We start from the raw sequence: 17,485 nt of genomic DNA, 5'->3' as shown, positions 1-17,485 counted from the left end.
GCCGGAGACGGGGTCGAGGAACGGGTGACTCCTGCCGTAGGGCCGTCAGCCGACCGTCAGCCGGACTTCCCGGAGCCGCACGCCTTGTTGAAGGCCGAGTCCGCGCCCTGCTGCCAGGCCTTCCAGTAGGCATCGGAGTGCTGCTGGTTCTTGTTCGGGGCGGGTCGGTTGTCGCAGCTCTTCTGCGCCGCGGAGCGTCCGGCGCGGTAGCCGTCGCCGTAACCGCGTCCCTTGTCCTTCATGTTGTTGCTCGGGTTGTTGGTCGGGTTGTTGGTCGGGTTGTTGGTGCCGGTCGAGTCGTTCGACTTGACGACCTTGCAGTTGACGAAGGTGAAGTTCTGGTCCTCGTTGACTGCGAGGACGGTGTAGCTGACGTTCTTCTGGAAGCGCGTGAGCTGGAAGTTGCCGTTCGCGTCGACGTTCAGCGGCTCGGTGCTCTCGCCGTCGTTGAGCTTGCGCGGTGCCGTGAATCCCTCGCCCTTGATGGTGACCGAGGTGCCGCTCGCGTTCGGGGTGACCGTACAGCTCGCGGTGGGTACGGCGGCGCCGGCCGAGGGGGCCAGGGCCACCACGCCGGACAGGGCGAAGGAGGACGCGAGCAGTCCGGTGATCAGGGTGCGTCGTGTGTGTCGGTGCATGGTGGTGCTCCCCTTTCGGGAAGAGACGATGCGGGAACGGAGGGAGCGGTCACGCGCGCACAGCGTCGTCGGCGCGTCGGGGAACCCCGGGCAACCGGGCCACCGCACCTCACCGGCGGCGCCCCGCCGTCCGGCGGGCTCCGCCCTTCCCATCCTCTCTCCGGCCCTACGGGATGTCGACCGGGCCGGAGTCGGGCCGGTCGGGGCCGGTGTCCGGTGGCGACGGGGCCCGGTGCCGACGGGGCCCGGTTTCCGGTGTGGACGGCCCCGGTCGTCCTCGTCCCCGGCCCCGCTGTCGCCGGGTGGTCGTCGCCCGGTGGTCGACTGTCAACACGACGGCGCCCCGTTCATCCCCGCGGGCTCGGCCGGTTCCCTCGCCCGGAGCGGGCTCCGCGCCCGCCTGGGGCCGGGGTGCGCGGGGCGCGCCCGGGACCGGGCTCGCCCGACCGGCTCTCGGGCCGCGTCCCGGCGATCACATTCGGTGCCACCATGCCTGCGCGAACAGCGGATACGGCGGCGCGGCCGTCGCACAGGGACGAGAGGGAGCACACCCGTGAGTCAGGTGGTCGACGGAACGACTCGGCATGTCCCCGCGCAGCAGGGGCCGCAGGACGTCGGGAGGAGCGCCCCGGACCGGACCGACGCGGAACTGCTCATCGCGGCGTCGATCCTGCTGGCGGACGCCGCGCTCACCGCGAAGCAGGCGGGCGCGGAGCTGACCGGAGCGCTCTCCAGCCCCCGGTTCGTACTGGAGGCGCTGCGCCGCCCCGGCTGGGCGCTGGGCACGGCGGTCTCCTGCGTGAAGGCGCTCACCAGCCCGGCGGGGCTCGGCTTCGGGGCGAACGGCGGCCTCCTCGGCGAACTGGCGCGGATGGCGGGGAGCGTGACGTACCGCCGCCCCGCGAAGGTGGCCATGGCGGTGGACGCGTTCGCGATGCGCATCCGCGCCGTCGCGGTCGAGCACCCGAACCTGGACTCGCCCCTGGCCAGGCGCCTGACGGACGCGATGGTCCGCGGGGACCGGATCGAGGCGCTGCGGGCGATGTACGCGCTGGTCGAGCGGTTCGGTGTGACCCGCGCCCTGACCACGGTCTCCCCCGTCATCATGGAACTGCTGGCCTTGTCGGGGCTGCTCGACGAGAACCCCGTCAACGACGACTTCTCGTGGGTGACCCTCGCCGGCGGCGTCCCCACCACCGATCCCTTCCTGGGACTGCCCAGTTCCCTGTTGGGCCGCCTCAACCCCGGGCCCGGACGGGCGGAGCGGGCCGATCCGGACCCGATCCTGGCGCGCGTGCTGGACACGTCCCACAACGACATCGTCAGCTACGTCAACGACATCGGGGCGCTGGGCAACCACGGGCTGGTCCTGCTGCGCCGCGTGGCGTGCGCCGACGGGGAGCAGCGGCACGTCCTCCTGCTGCCGGGGACCAGCTTCGGCCTGCTGAGCAACAGCACCCCACAGGACCTCGTCGGCGCGTTCGACGGGTTGCTGCGCACCGACACGACGTACACGCGCGCCGTGAAGCGGTTGCTCCTGCGTTCCGGACTGCCCGCCGGATCGGACCTCATGATCGTCGGGCACAGTCTGGGCGGGCTGACCGCGATGAACCTCGCGATGGACGTGGACCTGGCGTCGACGTACCGCATCACCCATGTGATCACGGTGGGCTCCCCGATCGACGGCAAGAGGCCCGCCGACCACACCACTCAGGTGATCAGCCTCGTGAACAAGCACGACGTGATCCCCATGTTGGACGGGCGCGGGCCGGCCTCGCCGAACGACATCCCCGACAGCTGGGTCGAGCTGGCGTGGCTCGACGAGTCGTACGACTACCCGCTGTCGCACGCCCCGCAGGCGTACTCGGACACCCTGCGCGGGGAGTTGTCCCCGTACCGGGACCAGGTCAACAAGCTGATCACGACCTACGACGGCGAAGTCGTGGGCAACCAGCCGTACATGCTCCGTGACAAGTGACCACGGCGACCACGAGGGAGAGCGACCGATGACCATTGCCGAGAGCCCGGCAACCACGGCCCGCGGGCCGGCCACCGCCCGGGCCCTGGAGAACGCCGTGTTCGGCGCGGCCATGCTCGCGCACCGGCTGCCGTGGACGGACGCCCCGGCCCGCGCGCTGGGGCTGGACGCGCTCACCCGCGGGGGGGTGACGAGCGGGCTGCTGGCGCACCTGCGGCGTACCCGGTCCGGGCGGCCGGTACGGCTGCGCACCGCCTTCGGGACCTTCCTCGTACCGCCGTCCCGTGTCGACGCGGCGGGGCTCCTCGCCCGGGCCGAGGAAGCGGGCGTGCTCGGCACGCCGTGCGGCCTGACCCCGGGCGGCCTCCGGTACGGGCTCTCGCCACACGTGCCGTTGGGACGGGAGGTCCCGGTGGCGCGGGGACAATGGGCCGCGCCGGCGGCCGAGGACGTCGACGGGCTGATCGCGGCCCGACGCGGTGACGGCACGCTCGACTGGGAGGAATGGCGGCGCGGCATGGCGCGGGTCGCCCGGCGGGTCGTGGTGGGCACGGCCGCGGCCGAGGACACGCTGCTGAGCGAGATCGTCGCGCGGGCCTCGGCGGAGTCCGGGCGCCGCTCCCACGGGGCCCGGACCGAGGCTCTGGGGCGGCGGCTGGCCCCGTACCTGGCCGATGCCGACCCCGACTCCCTGGCCGGGTGGCTGGTGGCGGACGGAGCCGGGCCCGAGACCGCGGCCCCTGCGCTCGCGCACGCGCTCGCGGTGGTCGGTGTCGCCGCCGCCGGGGCCACGTTCCAGGCGTTGGCCCTGCTCGCCGTCGGGGCGGTGGCCGGAGCGGGCGAGGCGGTGGGCGAGGCCCTGCGCCGCTACCCGGCCGTCCCCGCCGCCGTGTACCCGGTGAGCGGCGCGTTCGTGTGGGAGGACCTTGCGGTCGAGCCCGGGACGGAGATCCTGTGGGCGCCCGGCTGGGCGCGCGACGAGGACCGCTCGGGCGCCGGGCCGTCGCCGCTGTGCGGGGCCCCGTCCGGGTGCGCGACGGCGCGCTTCGCGGAGCACGTCGCCCGGGAGGTCGTGGGCCGGGTCACGGAGGCGGTGCACCCGGTGGTCATCTCGCCCCGGTTCGGCGCGGACCGGCTGCCGGAGGCGTTGGACCCGCGCACGCTGCTCGTGGCGTTCCGCGAGGACGAGGGGCTGCCCGGGGACGGGCGCGTGACGGTCGGCCTGCCGGCGGCGGTGCCGCTCTCGGCGCACGGGTTCGCGCCGGCGGCGTACGGCGCCCTCGCCCACACGAGCGCGGACCGGCTGGAGTGCCACGCGGAGAGCCTCGCGGCATGCGCCGGGAACGGCGGTTGGGACGTCGACGAGGCGGGAGAGGGGTTCCGCATGACCCTCCTCGGCCACGCCGAGCGGTGTGCCCGGGCCGCCGACGACGTGCGGCGGGCAGCGAAGCGGCTGGCCGGCTGATGGCGGCTCGGGTACCGGACGGCCGCCGCGGCGCGGTGGTCGCGGGACTGGGTTCCTACGTACCGCCGCGCGTCGTCACCAACGCCGAGTTGTGCGGGAACCGGCCCGTCGGCGACGAGTGGATCCGCGCCCGCATCGGCGTGGGGAGCCGTCGCGTCGCCGACGGGGAGGCCACGGTCGACCTCGCCGTACGCGCGGGACGCGGCGCGCTGGAGGCGGCGGGGCTCGCGCGGGCCGACGCGGTGGTCCTGGCCACCATCTCGCCGGACCGGCTCCTGCCGGCCGGAGCTCCGGAGGTGGCCGCGCGGCTGGGGTGCGGGACGGTTCCGGCGTTCGATCTGGCGTCGGGGTGCAGCGGGTTCCTGTACGGCCTTGGCGTCGCCGCGTCGATGATCGTCTCGGGGGCGTTCGACAGCGCTCTGCTGGTGGCCTCGGACGTGTTCAGCGCGTTCGTCGATCCGGACGACTGGCTGATGGCGGCCATCTTCGGCGACGGCGCGGGCGCCGTGGTCCTGCGCGCGGGCACGGTCGACGAGCCGGGGGCGCTGGGGCCCTTCGACCTGGGCAGCGACGGCGCGGGCGCCGACCTGCTGGAGATTCCCGGGGGCGGGGCGCGGGCGCGCAAGCGCGGTGCGGGGACGGCGGAGGAGCCGGTCTCCGCGTACTTCCGGATGGACGGTCCGGTGGTGCGCAAGCAGGCGATCGTCGGCATGTGCGATTCGGTGACGAAGGCCACGCACCGCGCCGGGTGGGTGCTCGGCGACCTGGACGCGGTCGCGGCCCACCAGGCCAACCAGCGCATCCTGGACGGCCTCGCCGCCGAACTGGGCCTGGCGCCGGGGCGGATGCTGTCGCACATCGAGGGGTACGGCAACACGGCGGCGGCCTCGGTGCCCGTCCTGCTGGCCCAGGCGGCCGCCGCGGGAACGCTCCGGTCGGGGATGCGAGTGGCGTTGACGGCCTACGGCGCGGGGCTGGCCTGGGGGTCGACGACCCTGGTCTGGCCCGACGTGCGGGCGGTGACCGACGACGGGTGAGCCGTCCCCCGGCCGCCGGACCGGGTCACCAGAAGGGCGTCTCCCGCCGGCCGCGCTCGCGGTCCACGAGTTCCTGGACGGCGGCCTGTGCCTCGGCGCAGAGCCGGCGGGCGGCGGCCGAGCGCCCGGCGAGGGAGTCGGCCCGCGGGGGCGCGGGAATCGGCTCGCCGATGGTGATCAACCACTTGGACGGCAGCGGGAAGAGCGGTGTGATCGGGAAGAAGGGCACGTCGAGGAGGCGGGCCAGGGCCGGCACGTCGCCGAGCCTGGGGCACGCCTCCTCGGCCCCGATGACGGAGACGGGGACGACGGGCGCGCCGGCCCGGACGGCGGTGACGGCGAATCCGGGGCTGAACGGACGCAGCCGGTAACGCTCGTCGAATGGCTTTTCCAGTCCGGCCATTCCCTCGGGAAACACTCCCACGAGTTTCCCGGCGTTCAGGTGTTCCCATCCCAGGGTCGGATCGAGCGGAATAGCGCCCTTCCTGCGCGCGTACGAACCGACGACCGGCAATCGGAAAACCACGGGGGCGGCGGGTACGTGCAGCGGACGGTCGAGTCCGCGGTCGAGCACGTTCTGGAGGACGAATGCGTCGAGCCCCCAGGCACCCGAATGGTTGGCGACGAGGACCGCGGGCCCTTCGGCCGGGATGTTCTCCCACCCCGTCACCTCCAGCCGGAAGTACTCGTCGACGAGCCACGCGAGGAGCCGTTCCCAGGCGGTCTCCCCGGCCTCGCCCAACAGGCGCCCGAGGTTGCGGAGCTCCACGCCGGCCACGTCGAGCACATCGGCCACGGCGACCGGATCGACGATCGGGTCGACCGGATCGACGGTCGAATCGGTCAGGATTTCCGACATGAATGATCCTCACTCTCCCAGCAGGCGTCATCAAAAGGCCGGTCGCGGACGCGTTTTGAGTAATTAGGCGGCCGTGGTACTTATGTGGGCACGAGCCCCGCTCCACGGCCCGGGAAAATCGCTTTTCCGTTCACCTTCGACCGCCGGCCCTGCGTCACCATGCTGCACGAGGCCGCGAAACCGCAAATGAGAGATGCCGTGACCATTTCCGCGCAGGAATCCGTCCTCCAGGCGATCAGCGAACTGCTCATCGAGAAGTTCGAGGTCCCCGCCGACGAGGTGCGGGCGGACGCGCCGATGCGCGAGCTGCTGACCGACTCGCTCATGGTGGTCGAGATGGCCATCGCCGTACACGAGACGTTGGGCGTCAAGGTCGAGGAGGAGGAACTGCGCGCCTCGACGCTCGCGGAGTTCGCCGAGGCCGTCCGCGCACGACGCACGGGCCGTTGAGCCGACGCCCCGCGGCCGTCGTCACGGGAGTCGGCCTGGTCACCGCCGCCGGCTGCGACCGGGACACCACCTGGTCGGCGGTGCTCGCCGGCCGCCCCACCTGCGCCCCCGACCCCGCGCTGGACGGTCTGCCGGTCTCCCTCAGCTGTCGCGTTCCGGAACTGGACCATCCCGTGCTGCGCCACCGCGGATCGGGCCGTCTCGACAGGGTCGACCGCTTCGCCCTGGCGGCGGTCGCCCAGGCGCTCGACCAGGCCGCGCTCGACCCCGCGCAGTGGGACGGCAGCCGGGTCGCCGTCGTCACCGGCGGCGGCATGGGGGGCCTGCTGACGCAGGAGACGGCGCTCGCCCGGTTGGCCGAACGGGGGCCGGAATTCGTCTCGCCCTACTTCCTCACCGGCTATCTCATCAACATGGCTTGCGCCAACATCGCCCTGCGCTTCGGGGCGACCGGTCCCACCCTCTCCACCTCCACGGCCTGCGCCTCGGGCACCACCGCGCTCGGTCTGGCCCGGGACCTGATCTCGACGGGGCGGTGCGACATCGCGCTCGTCTGCGGCGCCGAAGCGGCCATCACCCGGCTGATGGTGGCGGGCTTCACCCAGATCGGCGCCCTGTCTGGGACGGGCTCGCGGCCGTTCGACGCCACCCGGGACGGCTTCGTCATCGCCGAGGGCGCGGGCGCCCTGGTGCTGGAGCGCTCCGAGCACGCGGCGGCGCGGACGGCGCGGCCACTGGCGCGGCTCATCGGGTACGCGGCCTCCACGGACGCCCACCACCTGGTGGCCCCGCACCCGGCGGGACGGGGCGCCGAGCAGGCCGTCCGCGCCGCCCTCGCCGACGCCGGCGCGGCGCCCGCGGACGTCGGCCACGTCAATGCCCACGGCACCGCGACGCGGCAGAACGACGAGATCGAGGCGGGCGTGGTGCGGCGCGTGTTCCCCCACCGGCCGCCGGTCACCTCGTCCAAAGGGGCCCTGGGACACACGCTGGGCGCCGCGGGAGCCATCGAGGCGGCGCTGACCGTGCTCGCCCTGACCGAGGGCGTGGTCCCGCCCACGGCCGGGCTCGGCGAGCCCGACGCCTCGGCGGAGATCGACGTCGTCGCGGGCGCGGCCCGCGCGCACGCCTTCGAGGTCGCGGTGAGCAACTCCTTCGGCTTCGGCGGCCACAACGCGGTCGCGGTCCTCGCGCGGACCTGAACCGCGCGGGGCCGCGTCTTCCGGCGGGGGCCCCGGTCGGCGAAGATGCGGAGGTCACCCCTGCTCAGCGCGAGGAGCGTTACCCCAGATGTCGCCTTCCGGTACCGGTGCCCGGCCGCCGACGATCGCCGATGTGGCCCGGGCCGCCTCGGTGTCGCGGACGACCGTCTCGCATGCCCTGAACGGGATCGGCAAGGTCGATCCCCGGACCCGCGAACGCATCAAGGCGATCGCCGCCGAGCTCGGGTACCGGCCGAATCTGCGCGCGCAGCGCCTGCGCCGCGGCGAGGCGAAGGCCATCGCGCTGGCGTCGTCGATGCCGTTCGCCGTGGCGGGCGGCCCGTCGCGGCTCGGCTTCTACATGGAGGTCGCCGCGGCGGCCGCGGAGCGGGCGCTCGTCCACGGTTACGCGCTCGTCCTCGTCCCGCCGGTCCGCGGCGGTTCCCCGCTGTACTCGGTGGACATCGACGGGGCCATCGTCGTGGAGCCCGACACGGACGACGTCGCGGTGGCGCAGTTGCGCGAGCGGGGGCTGCCGTACGTGGCGCTGGGCCGGCCGGTCTCCCCCGCCGACGCCGCCCCCTACGTCGACCTGCGCGGCACCCCGGTCGCGGAACTGTTGCTCGGGCACCTGCGGGAGCAAGGGGCACGGCGGCCCGCGTTGATCGTCGGGGACGGCGCGCGGCACTCCGGCGTCGACGCCCGGGTGGTGTTCGAGCGGGCCGCGGCACGGCACGGCGGGCAGCCGCTGGTGGCGACCGCTCCCGAGGAGGGCGGGGAACAGGCGGGGTACGACGCCTGCGCGGCGCTGCTCGCCGCCCACCCCGACATCGACGCCGTCTGCGCCCTGGTGGACACCTTCGCCGTCGGCGCGGTCCGGGCCCTGAAGGACGCCGGCCGGCGGATTCCGCAGGACGTCATGGTCGTCACCCGCTACGACGGGCTGCGGGCGCGCACCTGCGAACCGCCGCTGACGGCGGTGGACCTGCACCTGGACCACGCCGCGTTCGAAGCGGTGGAGCTGTTGCTCGGCCGGTTGCGGGGGGAGGACGCCCCGGCCGTGGCCACGGCGCCCGAACCCCGCCTGATCGCCCGCGCGTCCTCGCTGCGCGTGTCCTCGCTGCGCGCGGGTCCGTCGAAGACCGGTTAGCCGAGCATCAGCACCACCCCGGAGACCAGGGCGAAGCCGAGCACGAACAGCCGCATCCGGCGGGCGTCCAGGCGGTGGTGCACCAGGCGGCTCAGCCAGGCCCCCGCGGCCAGGGCGGGCAGCAGCGACAACGCCCGGCCGAGCTGTCCCGGATGGCCCTGGCCGGTCGCGAACAGCAGGGCGAGCGAGGCCACCTCACCGACCAGGAAGCAGACGGCGATCGTGGCCCTCAGCTCGGCCGGCGGCCGGTGCTGGTAGACCAGCGCGAGCGGCGGACCGCCCACCCCCGTCGCGGTTTCCGTGAGCCCGGTGACCAGGCCGGCGCCCAGGTACGCGCCCCGGCCGGGGGTGAAGGCGGGCGCGGCCAGGCTGACCAGCGCCGCCAGGACCGTCGCCGCCCCGACGAAGAGCCCGAGCCGGCCGTCGGGAATGGCCCACAGGAGTACCAGGCCGAGCGGGGTCGCCGCCAGCCGCGCCCCGGTGATCCAGCCGGCCCCGCGCAGGTCCACGCTGTCCCGCTCGCGCCAGGCGACGTACGCGTTGAGGGGGATCATCGACGCGAGCACGAACACGGGCAACAGCGACGGGTCCAGCAGGCCGACCACCGGGGCGACGATCAGAGCGAACCCGAGCCCGCTGGTTCCCTGCACGAACGCGGCGAGCGCCACCGTCGCCGCCAGCAGGGCCAGGGTCTGCGTACTCACCGTGCCACGCTCCGCTCGTGGTGGCGGTCGGCGCGGGCGGCCATGGAGGTGGGGTGGGTCCGGGTGACGGCTGCGCGCCTCAGCACGGAGCGGGAGAGTTCGACCGCCTGCCGCACCAGCGCCGGGCCGTCCCAGTCGGTGGGCCAGCCGTGCCACAGCCGTAGCCGGCCGCCGACGAAGACAGCGCTGATCTGGTCGCGGTTGCCGCGCCGCACCAGCTCCCAGGGCAGGTCCCAGGAGAGCCGCATCTCGGGAGTCGATATGTCGATGAGCAGGAAGTCGGCGGCGGCCCCCTCGGTGACGGTTCCGGTGAAGGAGCCGAGGCCCAGCGCGTCGGCGCCGCCGCGCGTGCCGTGCTCCAGCCAGGTCCAACCCGCTCCGCAGGATGAGTCGCCGGAGGCGAGTCCGTAGGCGAGGCGCTGGGCGGACTCCGCGGCGTCGGCGAGCCGGAAGGCGTCGCCCCGGGTGCCGTCGGTACCGAGTCCGAAACGGATGCCGCGCTCCGCCATCAGGGCCGCGGGGGCGACGGCGTTCCCCTTCCAGGCGCTGGCCACCGGGTTGTAGCTGACGGCGGCTCCGCTGTCGGCGAGCAGGGTGAGTTCCGCGGGGGTGAGGAGGGTGGCGTGGGCGGCCACCAACTGCGGTCCGAGGGCGCCCACGTGGTGCAGGTGTTCCAGGGGGCGCAGACCGTGGCGGACCAGGGAGCGTTCGACGGCGACGAGGTGCTCGTTGACGTGGATCTGTACGACGGCTCCCGCCTCGGCCGCCAGGCGGGCGGTCTCCCGCAGGGTGCGGGCGGTCGCCGCCTCGGGGATGGATACGGCGAGGGACGGGTGGATCAGGTCGTCGGTGTCGTAGCGGACCAGGTGTTTGTGCGCCTGGGCCATGACGTCCGGGGAGTCGGCGCCCGGGGCGTCGTTGCACAGGAGCCCCAGTACGCAGCGGATCCCGGCGTCCCGCGCGGCCGCCGCGACGACGTCGGCCTCGACGGCGGCCCGGGTGCCCGCCTCGGCGACGGTGGTGAACCCGCCGCGCAGGGACTCCAGCGCGGCCAGCTTCGCCGCCACGTAGGCGGACTCCTCGTCCAGTGCGCCTTCCAGGGGCGCCCATACGCGGCGGAAGATCTCGGAGGGCTCACCGAACGCGAGGGCTGCGCCGAAGCTCTGTGTGAGGTGGTGGTGGGTGTCGACGAAGCCGGGCATCAGCGCGTGCCCGGGCAGCCGTACGGGAGTCAACCGGGGGTGCAGGCGCTCCAGTTCGGCGGCGGGGCCGACTGCGCCGAAGGAGCCGTCGGCCACGACGACCGCGTGCGCGTCGAGCGGACCGTCGGGGGTGATCACCACGTCGGGCACGAGCAGCCGGGGGCCGGTGCCGGCGAGGTGGTCGGGGGACACGTCGTTCATGGTTCTCTTTCCGGTGAAGGGAGTTCAGGCGCGCGGTGCGGCCTCGTGGAGGGGTTGCGCCTCCGGCTCGGGGTGCGGCGCGGCCCCGGGCGCTTCGGCCGGGTGGGCGCGGCGCAGCCTGGGGTGGTGGAAGAGGACGTTGAGGAGGGCGGCGGTGAACGCCCCGACCGCGACGCCGCTTTCGAGGAGGATGCGCGGCCCGGACGGCAGGCTCCCGTAGACGCCCGGGATCAGGATCGGCAGCAGTCCGAGGGCGAGGGACACGGCGCAGATGAAGGTGTTGGTGTGCCGGTCGAGTTCGGCGCGTCCCAGCATCTGGATGCCGAGCACCGTGATCACGGCGAAGACCACCATGGCGGTGCCACCGACGACCGCCGCGGGCACGAAGCTGATCGCGCGCGTCACGGGGGCGAGGAACCCGACGCAGATGAGTACGACGCCGGCCGCGGCGGTGACGAAACGGCTCCGGACGCCGGTGACGCGGACGATGCCGATGTTCTCGCCGCTGGTCACCATCAGCGGCAGTCCGAAGAATCCGCCGAGGAAGGAGACGACCGCGTCGCCGCGGATGGTCTTGGGTACGTCGACTCGCCGGTCGATGGGCTTGCCGACCGCCTCCGCGTTGATGACGGTCTGGCCGGTGGCCTCCGCCATGGAGGCGAGGCTGTAGAGCATCAGCGGGAGCGCGGCGACCAGGTTGAACTGGGGTGAGCCGAAGGGCAGGAGTTCGGGCGCACCGAGCAGCGGGCCGTGGAGGGCCCCCGCGAAGTGGACGGCGCCGAGGGCGAAGGCGAGGAGGGTACCGGCGATCAGGCCGAGCATGACGGCGAGCTGGCGCAGGACGCCGGTGAACAGCCGGTAGAAGGCGACGGTGAACCCGATGGTGGCCAGGCCCAGCACGAGGTGGGTGGGATCGGCGAAGCCGGGCTCGCCGGGTCGGCCGGTGACCAGGACCGCGCCGACCTTCACGAGGTTCACGCCGACGATGACGATCATCGTGCCGATGACGAGCGCGGGGAAGAAGGCCAGGAGCCGGGAGAAGACCGGCAGGACCACGAAGTAGAAGGCGGCCGTCAGGAGCACGGCGCCGGTGGCGGTGCGCAGGCCGTGCTGCTGCGCGATCGCGAGGAACAGGATGAGCGGTGCGCCCCCGGGGAGCATGACGAACGGGAGCCGGGGACCGATCTTCCAGGGTCCGAGGGACTGGATCAGCGAGCCGATCCCGGACAGGACGAAGGCGGCGGAAAGGAGTTTGACCGTGAGCCGGGAGTCGAGCCCCAGGGTGGCGCTCATCAGGAAGATCGCCGAGATGGGGGTCGCGGCCATCACCAGGACGTGCTGGATGCCGAAGAGAAGGATCCGCCCCAGCGGGCGCGTCTGGTCGACGGGGTGGGGCTCGTCCCCGGGGTGGGGCCGGTCTCCGGGGCAGTCGGGGTCTGGCCGGTCCTCCGAGGGGGACTGCGACGCTGTGGTGCGGCGGTTCACGGTACGGAAACTGGGCACGTTCGAGCTCCGTTCGGCTCGTTCCGGATATGTCTGCCCCACGGCCCGGGACGGGGGTCGCGGCGACAAAGCCAAATCGATTTGGCCGCCAGTATGTGAGGGCTCCTCGACCGCGTCAAGATGTCTGGGCGAGACGGGTCGGCATCGTCCGGTTCACAAAAAATCCCCCTCCCCCACGAGGGGGTCGGGGGAGTAGGGTGCCCGGGTGCGGGTCACTGCGGCGTGTGGAAGCGGCCCGCACCGCGCTGCTGGGGAACGGTCTTCAGCCGGTGCGCGCCGGAACGTCGGCGGCCGGGAGAGGGGTTGCCCCGCGTGGGGGCCGAAGGGGCCACGACCAACAGGGCGATGACGGCGAGGACCGCGACGAGGATGAGCCCGGCAACGAGGTTCATGTTCCTGCCTTCCGTCGGGTACTGACGGTTCTGACTGTCTTTCACTACATCCTGTAACCGAAAATCCTGGCGGTAAACACAACGCGTGAGATGAGCCTGCCCGTCGGCGACGCCGGCGACCGCGTCCACAACGCCATTCGCGTGCGGGAGTTGCGACGGCCGCGGGTCGGCACCAGCGCGTCAGGTGCCGAGGATCCGCAGCGAAACCCACAGGGCGAGCGTGGAGGCGGCGAGCGCGGCGGGGACGGTGAGGAGGCCGAGCCGGGTGAACTTCCCCAGGCTGACCGGGTGGTCGTGCCCGTGGGCGATGCGCCGCCACAGCAGGGTGGCCAATGACCCGGCATAGGTGAGGTTGGGACCGATGTTGACCCCGATGAGTACGGCCAACACGGCTCCGGGGCCGGCGACCGCGGCCGCCGGGACCAGGGCCAAAACGGCGGGCAGGTTGTTGATCAGGTTGGCCAGCAGCGCGGCGAGCGCCGCGGTGCCGAGCAGGGCGACCAGCCCCGTACCGCCGGGCAGGACATGGCCCAGGGCGTCGCCGAGGCCGTGGTCGACGACCGCCCGGACCACGATGCCGAGCGCGAGCACGAAGGCGAGGAAGGAAGGGGCGGCGGAGCGCAGGACCGTGCCCACCGTGGTGCGGCGGCGCGCGAACGCCCGTACGAGCATCACCAGCGCCCCGGCGGCCGCGGCCCATGCGGGGTCGACACCGAGGGCGGAGGCGACCGCGAACCCGACGAGGGTGGCGGCGACGGTCACGAGCGCGAACAGTGGCGTTTCGGGCTGTTCCGCGGCCTCGGCCCGCTGCGCTGGGGCGTTCAGGTCCGTGGCGAAGAAGCGGCGGAAGACCAGGTACTCGACGCCGATCGCGACCAACCACGGCAGCGTCATCAGCAGCGCGAAGCGGGTGAAGGTCAGACCGCTGGCGGTGTAGGCCAGCAGGTTGGTCAGGTTCGACACCGGCAGGAGCAGCGAGGCCGAATTGGACAGGTGGGCGGCCGCGTAGACGTGGGGCGCGGGTCGTGCGCCCATGCGGGCGGCCGTCGCGAACACCACCGGGGTCAGCAGGACCACGGTGGCGTCCAGGCTGAGCGCCGCGGTGATCAGCGAGGCGAGGGCGAAGACGGCGCCGAGCAGCCTGCGGGGGCGCCCTGCCGCCCAGCGCCCCATCCAGCTCCCACAGGCGTGGAAGAGCCCGTCGTCGTCGCAGAGTTTCGCGAGGACGAGGACCGCGGCGAGGAAGCCGATCACCGGCCCGAGCCGCTCCGCCTCCTCGCGTACGTGGCCCAGTGTGATCCCGCCGACGGCGACGACCACCCCTGCGGCCGGTACCGCGAAGACCGCCTCCGACCGGCCGAAGGGGCGGACGACCGCGCACACCAGGACGACGACCAGGGCGATCACGGAGACGAACTCGACGGACATACCCCTGATCATCGCGCAGTGCCCCCGGGGGCGGCGGCCGCCCCGGTCCCGCGCGTCAGCCGGAGTGGTCAGGCGGCGCTGCGGGCGGGCTGCGGGGTGAGGAGTTGGGGCCGGCCGAACAGGAGGGCCCAACCCTCCGGCAGGCCGGAGAGGATACGGGCGAGGAGATCGGGCCCGGCGAGGGCCGCGACGACGGTGAGGACCGCGCCGGCTTCCCAACGGGCAGTGGCGGGCGTACCGCCGGTCCGCGCCGCGAGGTCCTTGACGAAGGCCCAGCCGGTCAGCGCTTTGGGGTCGGGGACCTGGCCGGTGAAGGCGAGGGCGGCTTCCACGGGCAGGCGGGCGGCCAGGCCCACCCGCTCGTCGCCCGTGATCTGGCGGCCGAGGGCGGACATGACGTGGCGGACCGCGCCCTCGGCCCGCTCCCGGGTGGGGTACGCGCCTTCGTACCGCACCTTCTCCACCATCTGGTCGTAGGTCATGTCCGGCGCCTGCCGGCGCTGTTCGGGCCGGGGGAACATGGAGGCTGTGCGCCTTTCTCGTCGACGGGTCGGGGGTGGCGGAAGAGGTTTCAGGTCGGCTGCGGGCTCCCGAAGAGGAGGTCGTAGCCGGGTGGCAGCTGGAGCAGGAGCCGGCGGGTGAGGTCCTCGCCGGCCGCGTCGGCGACGACGCTGAGCACGGCGCCGACGTCCCAGGCCGCCGTCGCCTGCGAGGCGCCCTCGATCCAGGCCGCGGTGGCGCGAACGAAGCGCTCCGGCGACAGCGGCTCCACCGCCTGCAAGGGGTTGAGGAGGATCAGGGCGTACGTCTCGGGCAGGCGGGCCGCCAGTTCGGCGCGCTCGGTGCCGACGATGTGGGCGCCGAGCAGGGCCAGGACGACGCGGGCGGCCCGATCGGCTTCCTCAGGGGTGTCGTATTCACCGCGTTCCCGGACCTGGTCGAGGAACGCCTCCCAACGCAAGGCCATGGGCCTGTCCTCCTCGGTGCGTGTGCTCGCCGGCACGGACCCGGGGGCCGGGGGACCCGCGGACCGTGCACTCGTGCCGGGGGACGGGACTGCCGGGGGGAGTGAGCACCCCGTCCTCCGCGCCTCGGGCCCTGTCCGGGTGACTGCCGTATCGGGCTGCGGGCCCGCGGTCGGTCAGGGCCCGGACAGGGCGAGCGGCCGGGGGCCGGTCAGCCGGAGATCTCCTTGCGGCCACTGCCGGTGGCGCTGATGGTGACCTTGCGCGGCTTCGCGCGTTCGGCGATCGGGATGCGCAGGGTCAGGACACCCGCGTCGTAGTCGGCCTTGATGTGCTCGGTGTCCAGGGTGTCGGCGAGCATGACCTGCCGGGAGAACACGCCGAGGGGACGCTCGGAGAGTTCCATCTGCACGTCCTCGCCCTTGGCCGTCGGCCGGCGCTCGGCCTTGACGGTCAGCATGTTCCGTTCGACGTCGATGTCGATCGCGTCCGCGGAGACACCCGGGAGGTCGAAGGCGATCACATAGTCGTCGCCTTCCCGATAGGCGTCCATCGGCATCACGGATGGCTTCGACCAGGTACCGGTGGTCCCCATCAGCTGCTGGGTGAGCCGGTCGAGCTCGCGGAACGGGTCGGTGCGCATCAACATCGCGAAACACCTCCAGTCGGTCACGGCAGGAACTGCCAATGCGCTTCAACGTGCTTCCGTTGTAACATGTCATCCAGACGATGACAAGTGAGGCGTCATCGAGAGGATGACCAGATCAGGTTGACCGGATCAGGATGACGAGTTCGATCGACGGAGAGACCCCATGACCCCACCCGCGCAGCCCGCTCCCCCCGCGGACACCGGCCCCGCCTCCTTCCTCGCCGCGGCGGCCGCCCTGGAGACCATCGACCGGGCCGTCCGGGAGGCCCAGACCGACGACGACACGGACGTCGCGCACCGCGGCGAAGCCCCCGCCGCGGAAGGCCCGCATCCGGCCCTGGCCAGCCTCCTGCTGCTGCGCCACGTCCGCGAGCAGCTCGCCGGCTGGGAGGCCGGGCTGATCGAGACCGCCCGCGAGGCCGGCGCCAGTTGGGCGGACCTTGCCGGGCCCCTCGGCGTCGCCAGCCGCCAGGCCGCCGAGCGGCGCTACCTGCGTCAGCGTCCCGGCGAGGCGGGGGTCACCGGAGAGCAGCGGGTGCAGGCGGTGCGCGACCGGCGGGCCGCGGACCGCACCGTCACCGCGTGGGCCCGGGACAACGCGGCGGGCCTGCGCCGACTGGCCGGGCAGGTCACCGCCCTGACCGACCTCCCCGCCAGCGCGGACGGGCAGCTCGGGGAGCTGAACCAGGCCCTCGCCCTCGACGACGCGGCCCATCTCGTCGGCCCGCTCACCGACACCCGGCGCCACCTGCGCCCCGAGCACTCCGAGCTCGCCGAGCGCATCGACGAGATGACCCGCCACACGCACCGGCTTCGCCGAGACAGCGACACGCAGCGCCGGGAGACCTGAGGGACGGCGCCCCCGGCCGGCCGCGCCGGGGGAAGAAACCCCGAACCTCTCGTAACAGTATGCAATCGATCCGTCTCTTTACGTAACCGATACACCGCATGGGGCGCCCAATCACCGGAATCCTCCCGACCGGGAGGAAGACTGGTCGGCCGTCGAAAGCCAAGCGCATGTCAATCAAGACCAGCCCCGCGATCGGGGCTGTTCCTGCAACCCAATGCGGAGGTATCACGATGGCCCCCTACGGAACGGAATACGCGCATTCACCCGGAGAACCAAGACCCTCGGCCCCCTCGCCCCGCGTCCTCGCCCTGTCCTTCCTCGGCCTGTTCCTCGCCGCTTCGACGGTGACCGGCAGCGCCACATCGGCCCACGCCGCCGTATCGCATGGCGCAAGAGCCGTCGCGGTGGCCGCCTCCAAACGGGGGGCCCCGTACGCCTACGGCGCCGCGGGGCCCAAACGATTCGACTGCTCGGGGCTGACCTTCTACGCGTTCCGCAAGGCCGGAGGCCGATTGCCACGCACCGCGGAACAGCAGTGGCGACACACCCGCCACATCCCGCCCGGCCGGCGCGCCCCCGGCGACCTCGTCTTCTTCCCCCGGGGCGCCACCATGCAACACGTCGGCATCTACGCCGGGGGCGACAAGATCTGGCACGCCCCGCGTCCGGGCGGCCGGGTACGTCTCGAACGGATCTGGACCTCCGACGTCCGGTACGGCCGAGAGGGCTGAACGGGCCCGTCCCGCACGGGGCGGCGCCGTCCTCGCGCATCGCCCGCCCCCTTCACCCATGATGGAAGGAGGAGAGCCCTG

General features: G+C 73.3%; 18 protein-coding genes. 8 read left to right on the top strand and 10 right to left on the bottom strand.

Going from position 1 to position 17,485, the window contains the following annotated elements:
* Window positions 1-56 precede the first annotated feature (56 nt).
* The gene (locus ACV7NM_RS29150) at window positions 57-638 is read right to left on the bottom strand and encodes a hypothetical protein (RefSeq protein WP_463413081.1); all 582 of its coding nucleotides are present in this window, start codon (window positions 636-638) and stop codon (window positions 57-59) included.
* Window positions 639-1,191: 553 nt separating this feature from the next.
* Here ACV7NM_RS29150 and ACV7NM_RS29145 point away from each other — a divergent pair.
* From ACV7NM_RS29145 to ACV7NM_RS29135, 3 genes are read left to right on the top strand one after another with little or no spacing between them, the layout of a single operon-like run.
* Window positions 1,192-2,616, top strand: a complete 1,425-nt coding sequence (locus ACV7NM_RS29145) for a lipase family protein (protein ID WP_463413080.1) — start codon at window positions 1,192-1,194, stop codon at window positions 2,614-2,616.
* Between the two features lie 28 nt (window positions 2,617-2,644).
* Window positions 2,645-4,081: a cytochrome P450 family protein gene (locus ACV7NM_RS29140; protein ID WP_463413079.1), complete on the top strand. Its 1,437-nt coding sequence runs from the start codon at window positions 2,645-2,647 to the stop codon at window positions 4,079-4,081.
* Window positions 4,081-5,118 (top strand): beta-ketoacyl-ACP synthase 3, encoded by a 1,038-nt coding sequence (locus ACV7NM_RS29135; protein WP_463413078.1) that lies wholly within the window; start codon window positions 4,081-4,083, stop codon window positions 5,116-5,118. The genes ACV7NM_RS29140 and ACV7NM_RS29135 overlap by 1 nt, the downstream gene beginning before the upstream one ends.
* A 25-nt stretch (window positions 5,119-5,143) precedes the next feature.
* Here ACV7NM_RS29135 and ACV7NM_RS29130 read toward each other — a convergent pair whose 3' ends face one another.
* Complete coding sequence (locus ACV7NM_RS29130; RefSeq protein ID WP_463413077.1) at window positions 5,144-5,977, bottom strand: lysophospholipid acyltransferase family protein; 834 nt, start codon at window positions 5,975-5,977, stop codon at window positions 5,144-5,146.
* 198 nt (window positions 5,978-6,175) lie between these two features.
* Between ACV7NM_RS29130 and ACV7NM_RS29125 the strand changes: the two genes are divergently transcribed.
* The 3 genes from ACV7NM_RS29125 to ACV7NM_RS29115 all read left to right on the top strand — a co-directional run bounded on the left by ACV7NM_RS29125 (window position 6,176) and on the right by ACV7NM_RS29115 (window position 8,779).
* Window positions 6,176-6,427, top strand: coding sequence for an acyl carrier protein (locus ACV7NM_RS29125; RefSeq protein ID WP_463413076.1), 252 nt, complete (start codon window positions 6,176-6,178; stop codon window positions 6,425-6,427).
* Window positions 6,424-7,629, top strand: coding sequence for a beta-ketoacyl-[acyl-carrier-protein] synthase family protein (locus tag ACV7NM_RS29120; protein WP_463413075.1), 1,206 nt, complete (start codon window positions 6,424-6,426; stop codon window positions 7,627-7,629). The genes ACV7NM_RS29125 and ACV7NM_RS29120 overlap by 4 nt, the downstream gene beginning before the upstream one ends.
* An 88-nt stretch (window positions 7,630-7,717) precedes the next feature.
* Window positions 7,718-8,779, top strand: coding sequence for a LacI family DNA-binding transcriptional regulator (locus tag ACV7NM_RS29115; RefSeq protein WP_463413074.1), 1,062 nt, complete (start codon window positions 7,718-7,720; stop codon window positions 8,777-8,779).
* On the opposite strand, the gene ACV7NM_RS29110 is transcribed toward ACV7NM_RS29115, so the two are convergent.
* The 8 genes from ACV7NM_RS29110 to ACV7NM_RS29075 form a co-directional block, all read right to left on the bottom strand.
* Entirely contained in the window at window positions 8,776-9,483 is a 708-nt protein-coding gene (locus ACV7NM_RS29110; RefSeq protein WP_463413073.1) for a sulfite exporter TauE/SafE family protein, read from the bottom strand. The two genes, ACV7NM_RS29115 and ACV7NM_RS29110, sit on opposite strands and share 4 nt — an antisense overlap.
* Entirely contained in the window at window positions 9,480-10,886 is a 1,407-nt protein-coding gene (locus ACV7NM_RS29105; protein ID WP_463413072.1) for an amidohydrolase family protein, read from the bottom strand. The genes ACV7NM_RS29110 and ACV7NM_RS29105 overlap by 4 nt, the downstream gene beginning before the upstream one ends.
* A gap of 24 nt (window positions 10,887-10,910) precedes the next feature.
* Window positions 10,911-12,245, bottom strand: coding sequence for a uracil-xanthine permease family protein (locus tag ACV7NM_RS29100; protein WP_463414107.1), 1,335 nt, complete (start codon window positions 12,243-12,245; stop codon window positions 10,911-10,913).
* A gap of 356 nt (window positions 12,246-12,601) precedes the next feature.
* Entirely contained in the window at window positions 12,602-12,781 is a 180-nt protein-coding gene (locus ACV7NM_RS29095) for a hypothetical protein (protein WP_463413071.1), read from the bottom strand.
* Between the two features lie 180 nt (window positions 12,782-12,961).
* On the bottom strand, window positions 12,962-14,209 hold the full coding sequence (locus ACV7NM_RS29090; RefSeq protein WP_463413070.1) for an SLC13 family permease: 1,248 nt from the start codon (window positions 14,207-14,209) through the stop codon (window positions 12,962-12,964).
* Window positions 14,210-14,277: 68 nt separating this feature from the next.
* Entirely contained in the window at window positions 14,278-14,730 is a 453-nt protein-coding gene (locus ACV7NM_RS29085; RefSeq protein WP_463413069.1) for a DUF2267 domain-containing protein, read from the bottom strand.
* A gap of 50 nt (window positions 14,731-14,780) precedes the next feature.
* Window positions 14,781-15,176: a DUF2267 domain-containing protein gene (locus ACV7NM_RS29080; RefSeq protein WP_463413068.1), complete on the bottom strand. Its 396-nt coding sequence runs from the start codon at window positions 15,174-15,176 to the stop codon at window positions 14,781-14,783.
* A gap of 209 nt (window positions 15,177-15,385) precedes the next feature.
* Complete coding sequence (locus tag ACV7NM_RS29075) at window positions 15,386-15,823, bottom strand: Hsp20/alpha crystallin family protein (RefSeq protein WP_463413067.1); 438 nt, start codon at window positions 15,821-15,823, stop codon at window positions 15,386-15,388.
* A gap of 163 nt (window positions 15,824-15,986) precedes the next feature.
* On the opposite strand from ACV7NM_RS29075, the gene ACV7NM_RS29070 reads away from it, so the two are divergent.
* Window positions 15,987-16,673: an HSP18 transcriptional regulator gene (locus tag ACV7NM_RS29070; protein ID WP_463413066.1), complete on the top strand. Its 687-nt coding sequence runs from the start codon at window positions 15,987-15,989 to the stop codon at window positions 16,671-16,673.
* A 230-nt stretch (window positions 16,674-16,903) separates the two neighbouring features.
* On the top strand, window positions 16,904-17,404 hold the full coding sequence (locus ACV7NM_RS29065; RefSeq protein ID WP_463413065.1) for a C40 family peptidase: 501 nt from the start codon (window positions 16,904-16,906) through the stop codon (window positions 17,402-17,404).
* Window positions 17,405-17,485 lie beyond the last annotated feature (81 nt).

It is taken from the genome of Streptomyces sp. Tek67B01, assembly GCF_055231995.1.
Note: the sequence above shows the minus strand (reverse complement) of the source record. Positions and strands in the feature narration are given on the sequence as shown.

Coding starts and splice junctions, on each gene's coding strand:
- ACV7NM_RS29140 (WP_463413079.1), top strand. CDS start 2,645: ATGACCATTGCCGAGAGCCCGGCAACCACGGCCCGCGGGCCGGCCACC.
- ACV7NM_RS29090 (WP_463413070.1), bottom strand. CDS start 14,209: ATGTCCGTCGAGTTCGTCTCCGTGATCGCCCTGGTCGTCGTCCTGGTG.
- ACV7NM_RS29115 (WP_463413074.1), top strand. CDS start 7,718: ATGTCGCCTTCCGGTACCGGTGCCCGGCCGCCGACGATCGCCGATGTG.
- ACV7NM_RS29135 (WP_463413078.1), top strand. CDS start 4,081: ATGGCGGCTCGGGTACCGGACGGCCGCCGCGGCGCGGTGGTCGCGGGA.
- ACV7NM_RS29070 (WP_463413066.1), top strand. CDS start 15,987: ATGACCCCACCCGCGCAGCCCGCTCCCCCCGCGGACACCGGCCCCGCC.
- ACV7NM_RS29075 (WP_463413067.1), bottom strand. CDS start 15,823: ATGTTGATGCGCACCGACCCGTTCCGCGAGCTCGACCGGCTCACCCAG.
- ACV7NM_RS29085 (WP_463413069.1), bottom strand. CDS start 14,730: ATGTTCCCCCGGCCCGAACAGCGCCGGCAGGCGCCGGACATGACCTAC.
- ACV7NM_RS29150 (WP_463413081.1), bottom strand. CDS start 638: ATGCACCGACACACACGACGCACCCTGATCACCGGACTGCTCGCGTCC.
- ACV7NM_RS29105 (WP_463413072.1), bottom strand. CDS start 10,886: ATGAACGACGTGTCCCCCGACCACCTCGCCGGCACCGGCCCCCGGCTG.
- ACV7NM_RS29080 (WP_463413068.1), bottom strand. CDS start 15,176: ATGGCCTTGCGTTGGGAGGCGTTCCTCGACCAGGTCCGGGAACGCGGT.
- ACV7NM_RS29130 (WP_463413077.1), bottom strand. CDS start 5,977: ATGTCGGAAATCCTGACCGATTCGACCGTCGATCCGGTCGACCCGATC.
- ACV7NM_RS29095 (WP_463413071.1), bottom strand. CDS start 12,781: ATGAACCTCGTTGCCGGGCTCATCCTCGTCGCGGTCCTCGCCGTCATC.
- ACV7NM_RS29065 (WP_463413065.1), top strand. CDS start 16,904: ATGGCCCCCTACGGAACGGAATACGCGCATTCACCCGGAGAACCAAGA.